The sequence below is a fragment of the Modestobacter sp. KNN46-3 genome, assembly GCF_011039295.1.
Genome location: NZ_JAAKGN010000023.1, coordinates 1 through 16,763, shown reverse-complemented (window position 1 = coordinate 16,763; position 16,763 = coordinate 1). Strand labels below are relative to the sequence as shown.

At 73.8% G+C, this 16,763-nt stretch carries 18 protein-coding genes; 8 read left to right on the top strand and 10 right to left on the bottom strand.

Going from position 1 to position 16,763, the window contains the following annotated elements; translation table 11 throughout:
- Positions 1-135: 135 nt before the first annotated feature.
- Positions 136-1,896 (bottom strand): cytochrome c oxidase subunit I, encoded by a 1,761-nt coding sequence (gene ctaD, locus G5C62_RS07720; protein WP_164700553.1) that lies wholly within the window; start codon positions 1,894-1,896, stop codon positions 136-138.
- 272 nt (positions 1,897-2,168) lie between these two features.
- On the opposite strand from ctaD, the gene G5C62_RS07715 reads away from it, so the two are divergent.
- Positions 2,169-2,444, top strand: coding sequence for a GlsB/YeaQ/YmgE family stress response membrane protein (locus G5C62_RS07715; protein WP_241175772.1), 276 nt, complete (start codon positions 2,169-2,171; stop codon positions 2,442-2,444).
- Between the two features lie 117 nt (positions 2,445-2,561).
- Here G5C62_RS07715 and G5C62_RS07710 read toward each other — a convergent pair whose 3' ends face one another.
- The 4 genes from G5C62_RS07710 to G5C62_RS07695 all read right to left on the bottom strand — a co-directional run bounded on the left by G5C62_RS07710 (position 2,562) and on the right by G5C62_RS07695 (position 6,069).
- Positions 2,562-3,410, bottom strand: coding sequence for a putative RNA methyltransferase (locus G5C62_RS07710; RefSeq protein ID WP_241175771.1), 849 nt, complete (start codon positions 3,408-3,410; stop codon positions 2,562-2,564).
- Complete coding sequence (locus tag G5C62_RS07705; RefSeq protein ID WP_164700551.1) at positions 3,407-3,925, bottom strand: metallophosphoesterase; 519 nt, start codon at positions 3,923-3,925, stop codon at positions 3,407-3,409. The genes G5C62_RS07710 and G5C62_RS07705 overlap by 4 nt, the downstream gene beginning before the upstream one ends.
- Before the next feature lie 30 nt (positions 3,926-3,955).
- On the bottom strand, positions 3,956-4,879 hold the full coding sequence (locus G5C62_RS07700) for a cation diffusion facilitator family transporter (RefSeq protein ID WP_164700550.1): 924 nt from the start codon (positions 4,877-4,879) through the stop codon (positions 3,956-3,958).
- A gap of 107 nt (positions 4,880-4,986) precedes the next feature.
- Positions 4,987-6,069, bottom strand: coding sequence for a M23 family metallopeptidase (locus G5C62_RS07695; RefSeq protein ID WP_206330519.1), 1,083 nt, complete (start codon positions 6,067-6,069; stop codon positions 4,987-4,989).
- A gap of 274 nt (positions 6,070-6,343) precedes the next feature.
- On the opposite strand from G5C62_RS07695, the gene G5C62_RS07690 reads away from it, so the two are divergent.
- The 3 genes from G5C62_RS07690 (at position 6,344) to G5C62_RS07680 (ending at position 9,914) form a co-directional block, all read left to right on the top strand.
- Positions 6,344-7,525: a zinc-dependent alcohol dehydrogenase gene (locus G5C62_RS07690; RefSeq protein ID WP_164700549.1), complete on the top strand. Its 1,182-nt coding sequence runs from the start codon at positions 6,344-6,346 to the stop codon at positions 7,523-7,525.
- A 190-nt stretch (positions 7,526-7,715) separates the two neighbouring features.
- Positions 7,716-8,984 (top strand): MFS transporter, encoded by a 1,269-nt coding sequence (locus tag G5C62_RS07685; RefSeq protein ID WP_164700548.1) that lies wholly within the window; start codon positions 7,716-7,718, stop codon positions 8,982-8,984.
- Between the two features lie 39 nt (positions 8,985-9,023).
- Complete coding sequence (locus G5C62_RS07680) at positions 9,024-9,914, top strand: oxidoreductase (protein WP_164700547.1); 891 nt, start codon at positions 9,024-9,026, stop codon at positions 9,912-9,914.
- A 2-nt stretch (positions 9,915-9,916) separates the two neighbouring features.
- On the opposite strand, the gene G5C62_RS07675 is transcribed toward G5C62_RS07680, so the two are convergent.
- Together G5C62_RS07675 and G5C62_RS07670 are read right to left on the bottom strand one after the other, a co-directional pair.
- Positions 9,917-11,536, bottom strand: coding sequence for an ABC-F family ATP-binding cassette domain-containing protein (locus G5C62_RS07675; protein WP_164700546.1), 1,620 nt, complete (start codon positions 11,534-11,536; stop codon positions 9,917-9,919).
- An 86-nt stretch (positions 11,537-11,622) separates the two neighbouring features.
- Positions 11,623-11,856: a hypothetical protein gene (locus G5C62_RS07670; RefSeq protein WP_164700545.1), complete on the bottom strand. Its 234-nt coding sequence runs from the start codon at positions 11,854-11,856 to the stop codon at positions 11,623-11,625.
- A 173-nt stretch (positions 11,857-12,029) separates the two neighbouring features.
- On the opposite strand from G5C62_RS07670, the gene G5C62_RS07665 reads away from it, so the two are divergent.
- A complete protein-coding gene (locus G5C62_RS07665) occupies positions 12,030-12,674 on the top strand; it encodes a phosphoribosyltransferase (protein WP_164700558.1) in 645 nt (214 codons plus the stop codon).
- On the opposite strand, the gene G5C62_RS07660 is transcribed toward G5C62_RS07665, so the two are convergent.
- Positions 12,659-13,090, bottom strand: a complete 432-nt coding sequence (locus G5C62_RS07660) for a DUF1801 domain-containing protein (protein WP_164700544.1) — start codon at positions 13,088-13,090, stop codon at positions 12,659-12,661. The two genes, G5C62_RS07665 and G5C62_RS07660, sit on opposite strands and share 16 nt — an antisense overlap.
- 117 nt (positions 13,091-13,207) lie before the next feature.
- Between G5C62_RS07660 and G5C62_RS07655 the strand changes: the two genes are divergently transcribed.
- From G5C62_RS07655 to G5C62_RS07645, 3 genes are read left to right on the top strand one after another with little or no spacing between them, the layout of a single operon-like run.
- On the top strand, positions 13,208-13,828 hold the full coding sequence (locus tag G5C62_RS07655; RefSeq protein ID WP_164700543.1) for a GNAT family N-acetyltransferase: 621 nt from the start codon (positions 13,208-13,210) through the stop codon (positions 13,826-13,828).
- 37 nt (positions 13,829-13,865) lie between these two features.
- Positions 13,866-14,918, top strand: a complete 1,053-nt coding sequence (locus G5C62_RS07650; RefSeq protein ID WP_164700542.1) for a winged helix DNA-binding domain-containing protein — start codon at positions 13,866-13,868, stop codon at positions 14,916-14,918.
- A gap of 51 nt (positions 14,919-14,969) precedes the next feature.
- The gene (locus G5C62_RS07645; protein ID WP_164700541.1) at positions 14,970-15,941 is read left to right on the top strand and encodes an aldo/keto reductase; all 972 of its coding nucleotides are present in this window, start codon (positions 14,970-14,972) and stop codon (positions 15,939-15,941) included.
- 25 nt (positions 15,942-15,966) lie between these two features.
- On the opposite strand, the gene G5C62_RS07640 is transcribed toward G5C62_RS07645, so the two are convergent.
- Complete coding sequence (locus tag G5C62_RS07640) at positions 15,967-16,413, bottom strand: nitroreductase family deazaflavin-dependent oxidoreductase (protein ID WP_164700540.1); 447 nt, start codon at positions 16,411-16,413, stop codon at positions 15,967-15,969.
- The gene (locus tag G5C62_RS27975) at positions 16,397-16,726 is read right to left on the bottom strand and encodes a hypothetical protein (protein ID WP_241175773.1); all 330 of its coding nucleotides are present in this window, start codon (positions 16,724-16,726) and stop codon (positions 16,397-16,399) included. The genes G5C62_RS07640 and G5C62_RS27975 overlap by 17 nt, the downstream gene beginning before the upstream one ends.
- Positions 16,727-16,763 lie beyond the last annotated feature (37 nt).

Here is a 16,763-nt window from a genome sequence, read left to right as displayed (position 1 = left end):
GCCGTCATCGTGCCGGACCGGTGATCGCCCTCCGACCGCGCCCTGCCCGACGGTCCCCGGCCCCGGACGCACGGACGCCCCGCCAGCCGATCGGCTGACGGGGCGTCCGTGGTGGTCCCTCTCAGGGGGCCGTGCTCAGGTCGGGTCCTTGTCGTCGGCTCCCTGGCGGGCACCGCCGGTGAGACCGGCCTCGCTGGCGTAGGGCTGGTGCCCCTTGCCGGCGTGCGCCTCCATCTCCAGGCGGTCCCGCAGGTGCGGGTAGTGCAGCTCGAACGCGGGGCGCTCCGACCGGATCCGGGGGATCTCGACGAAGTTGTGCCGCGGCGGAGGCGACGAGGTCGCCCACTCCAGCGAGTTGCCGTGCCCCCAGGGGTCGTCGCGCAGCGCCAGCCGGCCGTGCTTCCACGACTTCACGACGTTGTAGACGAAGGGGATCACCGAGGCGCCGAGGATGAACGACCCGATGGTCGAGATCGTGTGCATCGTGGTGAAGGAGCCGCCGCCGTCGAGGGCGAGGTAGTCGGCGTACCGGCGCGGCATGCCCGCGTTGCCCAGCCAGTGCTGGATGAGGAACGTGGCGTGGAAGCCGATGAAGGTCAGCCAGAAGTGCAGCTTGCCGATCTTCTCGTCCATCATCCGGCCGCACATCTTCGGGAACCAGAAGTAGAGACCGGCGTAGGCGGCGAAGACCACGGTGCCGAAGACGACGTAGTGGAAGTGGGCCACGACGAAGTAGCTGTCGTTGACGTGCCAGTCCAGCGGCGGGCTGGCCAGCAGGACACCGGTCAGACCACCGAGCAGGAAGGTGATCAGGAAGCCGATCGAGAACAGCATCGGCGTCTCGAAGGTGATCTGGCCGCGCCACATGGTGCCGATCCAGTTGAAGAACTTGATCCCGGTGGGCACCGCGATCAGGTACGTCAGGAAGGCGAAGAACGGCAGCAGCACCGCGCCGGTGGCGAACATGTGGTGCGCCCAGACTGCCAGCGACAGGGCGGTGATCGCGATCAGCGCGAAGACCATGCCCTTGTAGCCGAACAGCGGCTTGCGGCTGAAGACCGGGATGACCTCGCTGATGATGCCGAAGAACGGCAACGCGATGATGTAGACCTCTGGATGCCCGAAGAACCAGAACAGGTGCTGCCACAGCATCGGCCCGCCGTTCTCCGGCGAGTAGACCTGCGCACCGAGGTGCCGGTCGGCCAGCAGCGCGAACAGCGCGGCGGTCAGGATCGGGAAGGCGAGCAGGATCAGGATGCTGGTGACCAGCGATGCCCAGGTGAAGATGGACATCCGGAACATCGTCAGGCCCGGCGCCCGCAGGCAGACGATCGTTGCGATGAAGTTGACGCCACCGAGGATCGTGCCCAGACCACTGACCGCCAGGCCGGTGATCCACAGGTCACCTCCGGCGCCCGGGCTGTGTGCGCCGGTCGACAGCGGGGTGTAGGCGTACCAGCCGAAGTCGGCGGCGCCACCGGGGGTCAGGAAGCCGGAGACGGCGATGGAGGAGCCGAAGAGGAACAGCCAGAAGGAGAAGGCGTTCAGCCGGGGGAAGGCGACGTCCGGCGCACCCAGCTGCAGCGGCATGATCAGGTTCGCGAAGGCGAAGAACATCGGCGTCGCGAAGAACAGCAGCATCACCGTGCCGTGCATGGTGACCAGCTGGTTGTACTGCTCGGGCGAGAGGAACTGAAGCTCGGGGCGGGCCAGCTCACCGCGCATCAGCAACGCCATGAAGCCACCGACGAAGAACCAGATGAACGACGCCGTCGTGTACATCAGGCCGATGGTCTTGTGGTCGGTGGTGCGCAGCAGACCGAGGAGCCGCGATCCCTTCTCGGCCTCGTGGGCCGGGCTCGGCCGGCTCACGATCGGGGCGGGTGCGATCGTCACGGTCGGAGCTTAGACCGTCACGTCACGGCCGACGCGGCGGGAGCAGGAGTCGGTGCGGCGCGTCCCGGGCCGCTCCCCCGGTGGCCCGGCCCGGCGCCGGCGGAAGTGCAGGTGGGCGCGGTACGCCAGCCGTCGGGCCACGCCCGGGCGCACGCCCGATGGGCGATGCGGCGGCTCGGGGAGTTTGGTCACGTCCGGGCGTGGGAATCGTTGATCTTGCGCTGGACGGACCAGCGCGAGACGGCTCGACCGTCGTGCACCGGAGGTCGCCCGTGGACATCGGTGGGATCCTCTTGACCGTCCTGATCGGCTTCGTCGCCGGTCTGATCGCCCGTGCCGTGGTCCCGGGCAAGCAGGACCTCGGCCTCGTCGCCACCCTCGTGCTCGGCCTCATCGGCTCGGTGGTGGGCAACCTCGTGTTCAGCCTCGTCCAGGGCGACGGGCTGGAGTTCGACCTCGGCGGCTGGTGGGCGTCGATCCTGGGCGCGATCCTCGTACTGGCGGTCTACGTGGCCGCCACCGGCAAGCAGCGTCGCGTCACCCGCTGACCCACCCGCCCCGCAGCGGGCACCAGCAGGCTCCCCGAGGGCCCGGCCGCAGGGCCGGGCCCTCGGCACGACCGGGACCTGGGCGGCTCCGGGCCCTGGCCGCGGCTGGACGTGCGCTCAGCCGCGCGTCCAGCTGCCGACGTCGACCGCCACCGTGACCGCGACCGGCTCCGGCAGCGTGGCCACCCGGGCGGCCAGCTCCCCCGCCGCGAGGTGCCGGGCGTGCGGGCCCATCCCGACGAGCGTGCGCACCGCGAGGTGGTCCAGCTCCAACACCGATCGATGGCCCGCCGTCCCGGCCGGGCGCAGGTGCGGCTCGAGCGTGGCGGCCAGCCGGTCGGCCTTGGCCGGGTCGACGTGCAGCAGCCCCAGCGGGCCGACGAGCTCGGCCAGGTGGTCGACGGCCGGGGTGACGACGACCAACCGGCCGTCCGGGGTCAGCACCCGGGCGGTCTCCGCGCCGTTGCGCGGGGCGAACACGACGAGCACCCGGTCGACGGACCCGTCCCGGACCGGCCAGCGGGCCCAGGAGTCGGCCACCACGGCGATCGCGCGGGGGTGGGCGCGGGCGGCCCGGCGGGCGGCGTAGCGGGAGGCGTCGAGCACCACCCCGACGGCGGCGGGTGCCCGGTCCAGCACGCCGGCGAGGTGCGCTCCGGTGCCGCCGCCCGAGTCGAGCAGCGTCCGCGGCGGCGGCCCGGCGAGGGCGGCGTCGGCCAGCGCCGCGGTGATGCCGGCGTAGTGGCCGGCGGCCAGGAAGTCCGCCCGGTCCCCCACCATGGCCGCGGAGTCACCCTCGTGCGGGCTGCCACCCGGTGGGAGGAGCGTGACGTGGCCCTGCCGCGCCCGGTCGAAGGCGTGCCCGGCGGTGCACCGGAGACCATCCCGGTCAGCGGCGAGCTGCTGGCCGCAGACCGGGCACGCGAGCAGGGCGACCGCGGCCGGTGGGAGCGGGGGCGGGCTCACCGGCGCGGCGGTCGCACGGGCAGCCGGTGCAGCACCACGTCCCGCAGCTGCCCGGCATCGGCCGTGGCCGTGAGGAACGTGGCGAACGGCTGGCGGCGCCGGTCGGTGGGCGACCCGGGGTTGAGCAGCCGCAGCCCGGTGGGCCCGGTCGTGTCCCAGGGGATGTGGCTGTGTCCGAACACCAGGACGTCGACGTCCGGGAAGGCGGCCGCGCAGCGCTGCTCCCGGCCCTTGGCGTCCCCGGTCTCGTGCACCACCGCGAACCGGACGCCGTCGAACTCGACCCGGACCACCTCCGGGAGCCGGTCCCGCAGCACCCCGTGGTCGTTGTTGCCGTACACCGCCACCAGCCGCCGCGACCGCCGCTCCAGCTCGTCGAGCAGGGCCACGTCCACCCAGTCGCCGGCGTGCACCACGACGTCCGCCGCCTCGATCTGCTGCCACAGCGGGTCGGGCAGGTCCCGGGCCCGCTTGGGCACGTGGGTGTCGGCGGTGATCACCAGGGAGACGGACACGGGGGCATCGTCCCAGCCCGCCCCGCTCCCTCAGTCGTGGACGGGCGCTTCGTGGTTCCGGTGCCCGGGCGACTCGAGCTGGAAGGTGCAGTGCTCCAGGTCGAAGTGGTCGCCCAGGCAGCTGCAGAGGGCATCGAGCACCCGGCCGCCGTGCCCGTCGGCCAGCGCCTCGTCACTGACGACGACGTGCGCGGAGAGCACCGGCAGACCCGAGGTGATGGTCCAGGCGTGCAGGTCGTGCACGTCCAAGACGCCGTGGACGCCGAGCACGTGGTCGCGCACCTGCTCCAGGTCGACTCCCTTGGGGGCCGCCTCGAGCAGCACGTCCAGCGCCTCCCGCAGCAGCGACCAGGCGCGGGGCAGGACCAGCGCGCCGACCGCGAGGGAGGCGACGACGTCGGCCCCGGTCCAGCCGGTCGTGGCGATGACGACGGCGGCGACGATCACGGCGACGGAGCCCAGCGCGTCACCGACCACCTCGAGGTAGGCGCCCCGGGTGTTCAGCGACTCGCGCTGGCCGGAGCGGAGCAGGGCGAGCGAGCCGACGTTGACCGCCAGCCCGACGAGGGCGACGCCGAGCATCCAGCCGGAGTCGATGTCGGGTGGGTCGCCGATCCGGCGGATCGCCTCGACCACGACGTACCCGCCGACGACGAGCAGGAGCAGACCGTTGCCGACGGCGGCGAGGACCTCCATGCGCTGCCAGCCGAAGGTGCGCCGGCCGTGGGCGGGGCGCTGGGCGAGGGTGACCGCACCGAGGGCCATGCCGATGCCGAGCGCGTCGGTGGCCATGTGGGCGGCGTCGGCGAGGAGGGCCAGTGAGCCCGAGATCAGCGCGCCGACCAGCTCCAGGACGAAGACCGAGCCGGTGAGGACCAGGACGACGGCCAGCCGGCCGCGGTGCCCGGCGGCCGTGGTGCCGGAGCCGTGCCCCGCACCGTGGTCGTGACCCATCGCCGTCCCCTCCGTCGCCCCGCGTTCTGACATGCACGATGCCGCATGTCAGCCAGGAACGCCAGGCCGGCCCCCTCGCAGGGGCGGGGGGACGACGAGGTCCTCGATCAGATGGCGACGCCGCGCTCGCGCAGCCACGGGAGAGGGTCGATCCGGGGCCCGTCGAGGCCGCCGGCGTGCACCTCGAAGTGCAGGTGCGGACCGGTGGACTGCCCCTCATTGCCGAGCAGTGCGATGGTGTCGCCCGCCCGCACGGTCTGCCCCTCCTCGACCAGGATCTCCTGCATGTGGCCGTAGACCGAGACGTCGCCGTTCGCGTGCTGGACGTAGACCGCCAGCCCGAAGCCACTGGCCGCGCCGGCGCGGAGGACGACGCCGTCCATCACCGCGTACTCGGGGGTGCCCAACGGCGCGGCGAAGTCGATGCCCGCGTGCAGCGTGCCCCAGCGCGAACCGAACTGGCTGGTGAGCCGCCCCTGCACGGGCAGCACGGCCTTGGGCCGGGCCGCCTCGGCGGCGGCCGCCGCGGCCGCCTCGGCCGCGACGCGGTCCGCCTCTGCCTGCACCTGGGCGGCGGCGGCCTCGGCGTCCTCGCGCTGGGCGCGGGTGGCGGCCAGCTCCTGCAGCCGGGCGGCGGCCTCCTCGCCGGTGAGCGCGGGCTGCTCCGCCTGGACCATGCCCAGCTCCTCGGCGACGCTGACCGGCTCGTCGGCCGCCGCCCGGGCGACCGGGGACGGCGCGCCGGCGGCGGTGAGCCCGAGCCCGACCACCCCGATGATCGCCGCGGCCACGAACAGCGCCGGCCGGCCGGACGGGAGCGTCAGCCGGCGGCGGGAGCTCGTCGCGACCTCGGCGGCCGGTGCGGCGGCTGCCGACAGCGGGGTGCCGGCCGGTCCGAGCGGCCAGGTGTCGACGAGCACCGGGTCGGCCCCCTCGACCGGGAGCGGCCACTGCTCCGCCGCGGCGACCGGCGAGGTGCCGGCCGAGACGGGGCAGGTGACCGACGCGGTGCGCGTCGAGGCGGCACCGAGGAGGCGGCGCGGACGACGGACGGCCCGGCGGAACGGCAGCACGGAGGCGAGCACCTCGGGGCGGTCGGACGGCGGGGTGGCGGCGGCGGACCCGCCAGCGGTGCCGGTCGAGAGCACCGTCCCCTCGTCGTCGAGCCGGGCGAGGTGTTGCGGGTCCATGCACCTGTCTTTCCGTCGGGGGCGATTCGGGCGGGGCCCATGTAAACACGACGTGATCGGTTCGTGATGTGGACGACCGGGTGAGCACACCCGGTCAAGTGGCGGAGGTCACAACACTTAGTGCCAAATGGGCACCCTCTGTCACGTCATCACTGCGCGCGGGTCAGGAATCGAACTCGCCGTGATGGGTAGGGGCGAGGAACGTCACGCCCCGGTGAACGGCCTGCTGCCCCGTCGCGGCCGTCCGGGGCACCCAGACCCGAGGAGCACCCCCATGCGCGCAGTGACCTGGCACGGCCGGGACGACGTCCGGGTGGACACCGTCCCGGACCCGGAGATCAAGGACCCCACCGACGTGATCGTCCAGGTGACCTCGAGCGGCATCTGCGGCTCGGACCTGCACCTGATCGAGGTCATGGCGCCGTTCATGACCGTCGGCGACGTGCTCGGCCACGAGCCGATGGGCATCGTCCGCGAGGTCGGTCCCGCGGTCACCGAACTCAAGGCAGGCGACCGGGTCGTCGTCCCGTTCAACATCTCCTGCGGCACCTGCTGGATGTGCGACCAGGGGCTGCAGAGCCAGTGCGAGACGACGCAGAACCGGGAGCAGGGCTTCGGCGCCTCCCTGTTCGGCTACACGAAGCTCTACGGCCAGGTGCCCGGCGGCCAGGCCGAGTACCTGCGGGTGCCCTTCGGCAACACCCTGCCGATCAAGGTCCCCGAGGGCCCGGCCGACGACCGCTTCGTCTACCTCTCCGACGTGCTGCCCACCGCCTGGCAGGCCGTGCAGTACGCCGGCGTCGTCCCCGGCGGGTCGGTGCTGGTCCTCGGCCTGGGCCCGATCGGCGACATGGCCACCCGGATCGCCAAGCACCTCGGTGCCGCCCAGGTCCTCGCGTCCGACACCGTGCCCGAGCGGCTGGCCCGGGCCCGCGCCAACGGGATCGACGTCCTGGACTCCACCGACCAGGCCGACGTCGTCGCCTGGGTGCGGGACAAGACCGACGGCCGCGGTCCGGACGCCGTCATCGACGCCGTCGGCATGGAGGCGCACGGCTCCCCCGGCGCGAAGTTCGCGCAGAAGGCCAGCGCCCTGGTGCCCGACGCCATCATGGAGAAGGTCATGACGGTGGTCGGCATCGACCGGATGGCCGCGCTCAACACCGCGATCGAGGCGGTGCGCCGCGGCGGCACCATCTCGCTGTCCGGCGTCTACGGCGGGGCGACCGACCCGATGCCGCTCATGCGGATGTTCGACAAGCAGATCGAGCTGCGGATGGGCCAGGCCAACGTGTGGCGCTGGGTGCCCGACATCCTGCCGCTGCTCACCGACGCCGACCCGCTCGGCGTCGACGACTTCGCCACCCACCACGTGCCGCTGGAGCAGGCGTCGCAGGCCTACGAGACCTTCCGGCAGAAGCAGGACGGCGCCGTGAAGGTGCTGCTCCAGCCCTGATCCACCCCGCTCCGGCCGACGGGCCGCGCACCGGTCCAGCACCGGTGCGCGGCCCGTCGCACGCGGCCGGGTGGGACGACGTGACCAGTCTCATGCCCGGCGCAGGCACGGTCCGGGGCCTTCCTGCCCTTGGCTGGAGGAGGCCCCGACGTCCGGGCCGCCTCTCCGCAGTACACCGAGGAGCCCCGCCTTGCCCCGCGCCCTGATCGCGCTCGCCATCGGTGCCTTCGGCATCGGCACCACCGAGTTCGTGGTGATGGGGATGCTGCCCCAGATCGCCGAGGGGCTGGACGTCTCGGTCTCCGCCGTCGGGCTGCTCATCTCCGCCTACGCCATCGGCGTGGTGATCGGCGCCCCGACGCTGACCGCCCTCGGGGTGCGCTTCACCCCGCGACAGACGCTGGTCGCGCTGATGGTGCTGTTCACGGTCGGCAACCTGCTGTCCGCGCTGGCCCCCGACTACGGCACGCTCGTGGCCGCCCGGGTGTTCGCCGCGCTGGCGCACGGGTCGTTCTTCGGCGTGGGGGCGGTGGCCGCCCGCCGGCTGGTGCCGAAGGAGAAGGCCACCCAGGCGATCTCCCTGATGATCACCGGGCTGACGCTGGCCAACGTCGTGGGCGTGCCGCTGGGCACGTTCGTCGCCCAGCAGCTGAGCTGGCGGGTGGTCTTCGCCGGGGTCGCCGTCATCGGTCTGGTCACCATCGCCGGGCTGCTCGCCTGGATGCCCGGCGTCGCCGGTGAGCCCACCGACCTGCGCAGCGAGCTGGGCGCCTTCCGCCGGCCCGGCGTGTGGCTGGTGCTCGGGCTGACGATGGTCGGGTTCGCCGCACTGTTCGCCGTCTACAGCTACGTCAGCCCGATCCTCACCGAGCTCACCGGCCTGTCCGAGGGCTGGGTCACCCCGGTGCTGGCGCTCTTCGGCGTGGGCACCACCGTCGGCACGCTGATCGGCGGCCGGCTCGGTGACCGGTGGGGGCTCTCCTTCGTCGCCGTCGGCCTGGTCGCCACCGCCGCTGCGCTCGCCCTCTTCGCGCTCGTCGCCGACATCGCGGTGCTCGCCGTCCCGGTGCTCGTGCTCTTCGGGACGCTGGCCTTCGCGCTCGGCCCGGTGGTGCAGAACCGGGTCATCGAGGCCGCCCGGGTCCCCGGCGGGAGCCTGGTGTCCGCGGCGAACCAGGCCGCGTTCAACGTGGCGAACGCGCTGGGTGCTGCGCTCGGGGCCGGCGTGCTGTCGGCCGGGCTGGGCTACACCGCCCCGATCTGGGTGGGCGCCGGCCTGGCACTCGCCGGCACCGGGATCGCGGTGGTGGCGGTGCGGGGCGACCGCGCGGACCGGGCCGCGCTGGCCGCGGAGGCCCGGGTCGCCGAGGGCGCCGCACGGGTGGACGCCGACGTCGCCGTCTGGCAGCGGGTCCTCTCCCCCATCGCCGTCCCCGAGGTCCCGTTCGTCATCCGCTGACGGTGTGGCACCCCCGCCTCCCGGGGTAGCCCGGCGGGCATGACGACGACGGCGGAGCAGTCCGGCCAGTTCCCCCTCGGTGACCGCGCCGTGCACCGCATCGGCTACGGCGCCATGCAGCTCGCCGGCCCGCACGTGATGGGCCCACCTGCCGACCGGGACGCCGCGGTGGCGGTGCTGCGCCGCGCGGTCGAGCTCGGCGTCGACCACATCGACACCAGCGACTACTACGGCCCGCACGTCACCAACGAGGTCATCCGCGAGGCGCTGCACCCCTACCCGGAGCAGCTCACGATCGTCACCAAGGTCGGGGCCCGGCGCACGGCGGCGGGCGAGTGGCCCGAGGCGCTGGGTGCCGACGAGTTGCGGCAGGCGGTGCACGACAACCTCGACCACCTGGGGCTCGACGTCCTGGACGTGGTCAACCTGCGGATGCCCGGGTTCGCCGAGCCGGTGCAGCGCTCGCTGGCCGAGCCGATGGAGGCCCTCGCCCAGCTCCAGCAGGAGGGGCTGGTCCGGCACCTCGGGGTCAGCAACGTGACGCCGCAGATGCTGGCCGAGGCCCGCGGCATAGCCCCGGTGGTGTGCGTGCAGAACCACTACAACCTGGTGCACCGGGCCGACGACCCGCTGGTCGACGCGCTGGCCCGGGACGGCATCGCCTACGTGCCCTTCTTCCCGCTGGGCGGCTTCTCGCCGCTGCAGTCGGCGGCGCTGGACACGGTGGCCCGCCGGCTCGAGACCACCCCGATGCAGGTGGCGCTGACCTGGCTGCTGGCCCGCTCCCCCAACCTGCTGCTCATCCCGGGCACCTCGTCGGTCGCCCACCTGGAGGAGAACCTCGAGGCGGCGGCCCGGCAGCTCGGACCCGAGGAGCTGACCGAACTGGACCGGATCGGCGGCGACGGCACCCTCGACCCCGACCTCTGAGCTCAGCGGGCGCGCTGGACCCGGCCCTCGTCGAACACCGGCTCGGGGACCTCGCGCACGTGCCCGTCGGCGCCGAAGAGCAGGAAGCGGTCGAAGGTGCGGGCGAACCAGCGGTCGTGGGTCACCGCGACCACCGTGCCGTCGAAGGCGTCCAGCGCCTCCTCCAGCGACTCGGCCGACAGCACGTCGAGGTTGTCGGTCGGCTCGTCGAGCAACAGCAGGGTGGCGCCGGAGAGCTCGAGCAGGAGCACCTGGAACCGCGCCTGCTGACCACCGGAGAGCGACCGGAACAGCTGGTCACCGGAGGGGGCCAGCCCGTACCGGCGCAGCGCCGCCATGGCCCGCCCGCGGTCGACGCCCGGCCGCCCGGGCTCGCCGTGCCAGAGCAGGTCGACCAGGGTGCGGTCCAGCCACTCGGGATGGGCGTGGGTCTGGGCGAAGAACCCGGGGACGACGCGCGCCCCGAGCCGCCACTCGCCGGTGTGCGCGACGTCCTGGCCGGCCAGCAGCCGCAAGAAGTGCGACTTGCCGGCCCCGTTGGAGCCCAGGACGGCGACCCGGTCGCCGTACTCGACCTCCACGTCGAAGGGGCGCATCAGGCCGGAGAGCTCGAGCTGCTCGGCCATCACCACCCGCACCCCCGTGCGGCCGCCACGCAGCCGCATGGTCACGTGCTGGTCCGGTGGCCGCTCCGGCGGTGGCCCGGCGGCCTCGTACTTGGCCAGCCGGGTCTGCATGGCGTGGTAGCGGGCGGCCATGTCCGGGGAGTTCTTCGCCTGCTGCTGCAGCGTGCGCACCAGGTCGACCAGTCGCTCGTGCTCCTCGTCCCAGCGCTTGCGCAGCTCCGCCATCCGGTCGTGCCGGGCGGTGCGTGCCGCGGGGTAGCTCGCCCAGTTGCCGCCGTGCACCCACGCCGTCCCGCCCTCGACGGTGACCACCCGGTCGGCGACCCGGGCCAGCAGCTCCCGGTCGTGGCTGACGAACAGCACCGTCTTGCGGGTCTCGATCAGCCGATCCTCCAGCCACCGCTTCCCGGGGACGTCGAGGTAGTTGTCCGGCTCGTCGAGCAGCAGCACCTGGTCGGGGCCGCGGAGCAGGCACTCCAGGGCCAGCCGCTTCTGCTCGCCGCCGGAGAGGGTGTTCAGCTCGCGGTACTTGCAGCCGTCGTAGGGCACGCCCAGCGCGGCGACCGTGACGGTGTCCCAGGTGACCTCGACGTCGTAACCGCCGACGTCGCCCCAGTGGGCCAGCGCGTTGGCGTAGGCCATCTGGGTGGGCTCGTCGTCGTCCTCCATCATCCGCAGCTCGGCGGTCTCGACGGCGTCCCAGGCCTCCCGGACGGCGGGCGGCGCGAGGTCGACGAGGAACCGCTGGACGGTGGTGTCGTCGCGCACCGAGCCGATGAACTGGCGCATGATGCCCAGCCCGCCGATCAGCGCCACCGAGCCGGCATCCGGTGTCAGGTCGCCGCTGATGATCCGCAGCATGGTGGTCTTGCCGGCGCCGTTCTCCCCGACCAGCGCGGCGCAGGCGCCCTCCCCGACACGGAAGGCGACGTCGTCGAGGAGCACCCGCCCGTCCGGCAGGGTGAACCGGATCCCCGTGACGTCGACGTAGCCCATGACCCCATCATCCGCCGACGGGGCCACCCGTTCCTCGGCCGGTCAGTCCACCGGTGCCCGGAGGTCAGTCCACCGGTGCCCGGAGGTCAGTCCACCGGTGCCCGGAGGCGATGCCGGGCGAGCCGTTCGACCAGCTCGGGCAGAGCCCCGGCCGGGGAACCGCTGAGCTGCTGCCGGCACTCGAGCACCACCGGCCGTACCACCTGCGGTCGCTGCCCGAGCTCCTCGGACAGCCGACGCACGGCCAGGTCGACGGATCGGTCGACGGATCGGTCGACGAACGGGATGGTCTGGACGGTCTGCAGCACGGCCAACGGCATGCGTGCCCTCCGGTGCTCGTACCCCGCGTGCCGTCTGCCGGCACGTCCCCCGGGGTCCTGCTGCACGCCACGCTGCCCGGTCCCGGCCGCGACCGCAAGGGACCTAGGGCCCCGTTCCCCCCGCTGTCCCGACCCGGCAGCATCGGGACCGGACCCGCATCCCGGAGGTGGCCGTGTTCTTCCGTGACCGCGCCGATGCCGGCGACCACCTGGCACGCCCGCTGGACCACCTGCGAGCGGCCGGGCCCGTGGTGCTGGGGCTGCCGAGGGGCGGCGTGCCGGTGGCCGTCCCGGTCGCCGCCGCGCTGGCCGCACCGCTGGACGTCCTCGTCGTGCGCAAGCTCGGGGTGCCGGGCCAGCCCGAGCTCGCGATGGGCGCGGTCGGCGAGGGCGGGGTGGTGGTGCTCGAGGAGCGGGTGCTCCGGGTGGCCCGGGTGGTCGACGCCGACCTCGCCCGCGTCCGGGACGACCAGCAGGCAGAGGTCGACCGGCGGGTCCGGCTCTTCCGCGAGGTGCGGCCGCGGGTGCCGCTGGCCGGCCGCACCGTCGTGCTGGTGGACGACGGCATCGCCACCGGCTCGACCGCCCGCGCCGCCTGCGCCGTCGCCCGGGCCCAGGGCGCCGCGCGCGTGGTGCTCGCCGTCCCGGTCTGCTCCCCGGACGCGGTGCCGGCCCTGACCGCGGCGACCGACGAGCTGGTGGTGCTCAGCAGCCCGCCGGGCTTCCGCTCGGTCGGCCAGGCCTACGCCGACTTCCGCGCCACCGAGGACGACGAGGTCCTCGACCTCCTCCGCCGCGCCGCTCAGCCGCCGGTGTAGTCGTTGTCCCCACGGGCGGTGCTGGCCACCGCGTCGCGCACCAGCTGGTCCAGCGCCACCGTGTCCACCCGGTCCAGGGACGTGAACCGGATGCAGCTCTTGCCGCAGGACACCTTCCCCAGCTGCGCGGCCCGCGACTCGGCCAGGTAGGCGCCGTCCACGACGGCCGACACGTACAGCGAGAGGTGCCGCTTCTGCGCGGCCAGCGCGATCAACGGCCACATCGTCGTCTCCGTCGCCGATCGCGGCCGGTAGGGCATCAGGCCGTACCCGAGCACCTGCCCGCGGCCCATCGGCACGAGCTGCCGGTCGATGCCGGGTGCGGCGGCCAGGACCAGTGCGTCGGTGGCTCGCAGGTCGGCCTCCCGGGTGCCGGCGGCGGCGAACCAGGCGTCGATGTCCGGTCCGCCGTCCATCAGAAGGCGCCGCTGAAGAGCACCGCGCCGGCGGCCAGCAGCATCGCCGCCACGATGATCCCGGCGACCAGCCGCTGCCGGCGGCGCCCGTCCGGGCCGAGATTGCCCATCCCCATCATGAGGGCACGGTACGACGTCGGCCGGGGGCGGTCGACGCCTCCGGATGACGTGGCCGTGGGCGTGCTGCAGGGTGGGGCGGTGCCTGTCTGCGAGACCCTCCGGCTGGTGCCGTTCGAGCCCGAGTTCCTGCTGCCGGTGCTGCCCTGGTTCGACCACCCGGTGGTGCAGCGCCAGCTGGGCGGCCGCAGCTGGCCCGAACGGGAGCTGGCCCTGCGCACCGCCGCCCGGGGCGAGGAGTTCCGCGGCCGGACCGTGCTGCGGGCCCGCTCGTTCGTCGCGCTGGCCGCCGACGGCGCCCCGGTCGCGCTGATCGGCGGCGACGTCTACGACCGGTGGACGCAGTGGGACCCGGCCACCGAGCAGGTGGTCGCCACCGACGAGCGCCGCACGATGGGCGCCGCCTACGTGGTCGACCCGGCCCGCTGGCGCCGCGGGTACGGGACGGCGACGCTCCGCGCCCTCGTCTCGACCGACGCGCTCGCCGACGTCGAGCAGTTCGTGCTCGGTGTCGAACCGGACAACACCGCCAGCCTGCGGACGGCGGAGGCGGTCGGGTTCGGTCCGCTGACCACCGAGCCCGACGCCGAGGGCCTGGTGTACCTGCGCCGGGCGCGCTGACCCCAGGACTGTCGGCCCGGGCTGCCAGGGTGTCGGCATGACGGTGGACCTGGCCGGGCTGCGGATGGCGGCACAACGGCTGATCGGGCCGCGGTGCCCGACCCCGGCCGAGGCGGTGCGCTGGTCGACCGCCGTCCAGGGGCAGGACCTGCCCGGTGCGCTGACCTCGGTCGCGCTGCGCACCGCCGGCGGCACCCGGGCGGCGGTCACCGCCGCGCTGGACGCCGGCGAGGTGGTCCGGTCCTGGCCGATGCGCGGCACGCTGCACCTGACCGCCGCCGAGGACCTGCCCTGGATGCTGGCGCTGCTCGGGCCGCGCGCCCTCGCCGGGGTGGAGAAGCGACGCGCCGTCGTCGGGATCACCGAGGCAGAGCTGGAGCGGGCCCGGGAGCTGGCGATCAGCGCCCTGACCGGCGGTGGCCGGCTCGGCCGGGCCGACCTGCTGGCGGTGATCGCCGCCGGTGGGGTGTCCACCCAGGGTCAGCGCGGCTACCACCTGCTCTGGTACCTCGCCCAGACCGGGACGCTCGTGCTGGGGCCCACGGCCGGGAGCGACCAGCAGTTCGTGCTGCTCGAGGAGTGGATCACCTCCCCCCGCCACCTCGGGCGTGAGGAGGCCCTCGGCGAGCTGGCGCTGCGCTTCTTCGCCTCGCACGGCCCCGCGACCGTCAAGGACCTGGTGCGCTGGGCAGGCGTGCTGGTCCGCGACGTCAAGGCGGGGCTGGCGATCGCCGCACCCCGGCTGGAGCGGCTCGTCGTCGACGGCACCGAGCACTGGCTCGACCCGGCGACCCCCGACCGGCTCGCCGCCGCCCGCGCCGAGGCCGAGGGCGTGCACCTGCTGCCCGGCTTCGACGAGCTGGTGCTCGGCTACGCCGACCGCAGCTGCACCGTGCCGACGGAGTTCGCCGACCGGATCGTGCCCGGCGGCAACGGCATGTTCCGGGCCACCGCGCTGCACCGGGGTGTGGTCGTGGGCGTCTGGCGGACGGGGCGGGGCGCGGGCCGGCCGATCGAGCTGGAGCCGTTCACCGAGCTGCCCCCGGGCGTGCTGGCCGCCGTGCAGGAGCGGTACGCCGCCCTGCCCTGAGCACGTCGGCCCGGAGGTTGGGCAGGGCGGCGCCGGGGGAAGGGACGGGCCATGGAGTACACGCGTCTGGGCAGCACCGGCCTGCAGGTGTCCCGCCTCTGTCTCGGGATGATGAGCTTCGGCGACCCCGCCCGCGGCGGTCATCCGTGGAGCCTGCCCGAGGAGGAGAGCCGGGCCGTCATCGAGAAGGCGCTGGCCGCCGGGATCACCTTCTTCGACACCGCGAACGTCTACTCGGCCGGCTCCAGCGAGGAGATCACCGGCCGTGCGATCCGCGACTTCGCCGACCGGGAGGACGTCGTCCTGGCCACGAAGGTGCACGGCCGGATGCGGCCCGGGCCGAACGGCGCGGGGCTGTCCCGCAAGGCGATCCTGGCCGAGCTCGACGCGAGCCTCCGGCGGCTGGGCACCGACTACGTGGACCTGTACCAGATCCACCGCTGGGACCCGGGCACGCCGATCGAGGAGACGCTGGAGGCCCTGGACTCCGCGGTGCGATCGGGCAAGGTGCGCTACCTGGGCGCCTCGAGCATGTGGGCCTGGCAGTTCAGCAAGGCCCTGCACGTGGCCGGCGAGCACGGCTGGCACCGCTTCGTCTCCATGCAGGACCACTACAACCTGCTCAACCGGGAGGAGGAGCGGGAGATGCTGCCGCTCTGCGCCGACGAGGGCATCGGGGTGATCCCGTGGAGCCCGCTGGCCCGCGGCCGGCTCACCCGCGAGTGGGACTCCCAGACCAACCGGTCGGAGACCGACGAGTTCGGCAGCAGGCTGTACAACGACGAGGACCGGGTGGTCGTCGAGCGGGTGGCCGAGGTCGCCGGAGCCCGTGGGGTCCCGCGTGCGCAGGTGGCGCTGGCCTGGGTGCTCAGCAAGCCCGTGGTGACCGCGCCGATCGTCGGTGTCACCAAGGACCGGCACCTGGACGACGCGGTGGCCGCGGTGGAGCTGCAGCTGACGGCGGAGGAGGTCGCCCGGCTCGAGGAGCCCTACACCCCGCACGCGGTGGTCGGCTTCTCCTGACCCCGCCGCTCAGTCTTCCGGCTCGTCAGTCCTTGGGCTCGACCAGGACGATCGGGATCTTCCGATCGGTCTTGCGCTGGTAGTCCGCGTAGTCGCGGTAGGCGGCGACCGCGCGCTCCCACCACCGGGCGTACTCGTCGCCGTCGATCTCGCGCGCCACCCCGTCCCAGACGTGCTCACCGTCCTGGACGGTGACCTCGTCGGGGTGGGCCTTGAGGTTGAAGTACCAGGTCGGGTGCTTCGGCGCGCCGCCCTGCGAGGCGACCATCGCGTACACCCCGTCGTGCTCGACCTTCATCAACGGGTTCTTGCGGACCTTGCCGCTCTTGGCGCCCCGGGTGGTGAAGACGACGACCGGCTCGGTGCGGCCGGGCAGGGTGTTGCCCTCCCTGCCGCCGGTGCGCTCGTACACCTCCACCTGGTCGCGGACCCACTTCTCCGGACTCGGCTCGTACTCACCTTCGACGGGCATGACCCGACCCTAGGTCCCGGCACCGACCGACCGCACGGCATCGGCGTGCGCAGCGGTCCCGCCCCGGGCAGAGTGCTGCGAGCGGACCCCACCGGTGTCCCGTCCCCGACCAGGAGGTCGTCGCTCGATGAGGTTCCGTGAAGGTGCCCGGCTGGACACCTCCGGCGTCCAGGACCGCCGTGGCCGGGGTGGCGGTGGTCGGCCCGGGGGCCGGGGGCTGGCCGTCGGCCTGCAGCTCCAGGCGCACGGTGCCGCTGGCCGGTCCGGTCTCGCCCGGGGTGACCAGCCGGCTGGTGCCCAGCAGGTGCTGCACGTGGTGGCCGTACTCGTGGGCCAGCACGTAGGCGTTG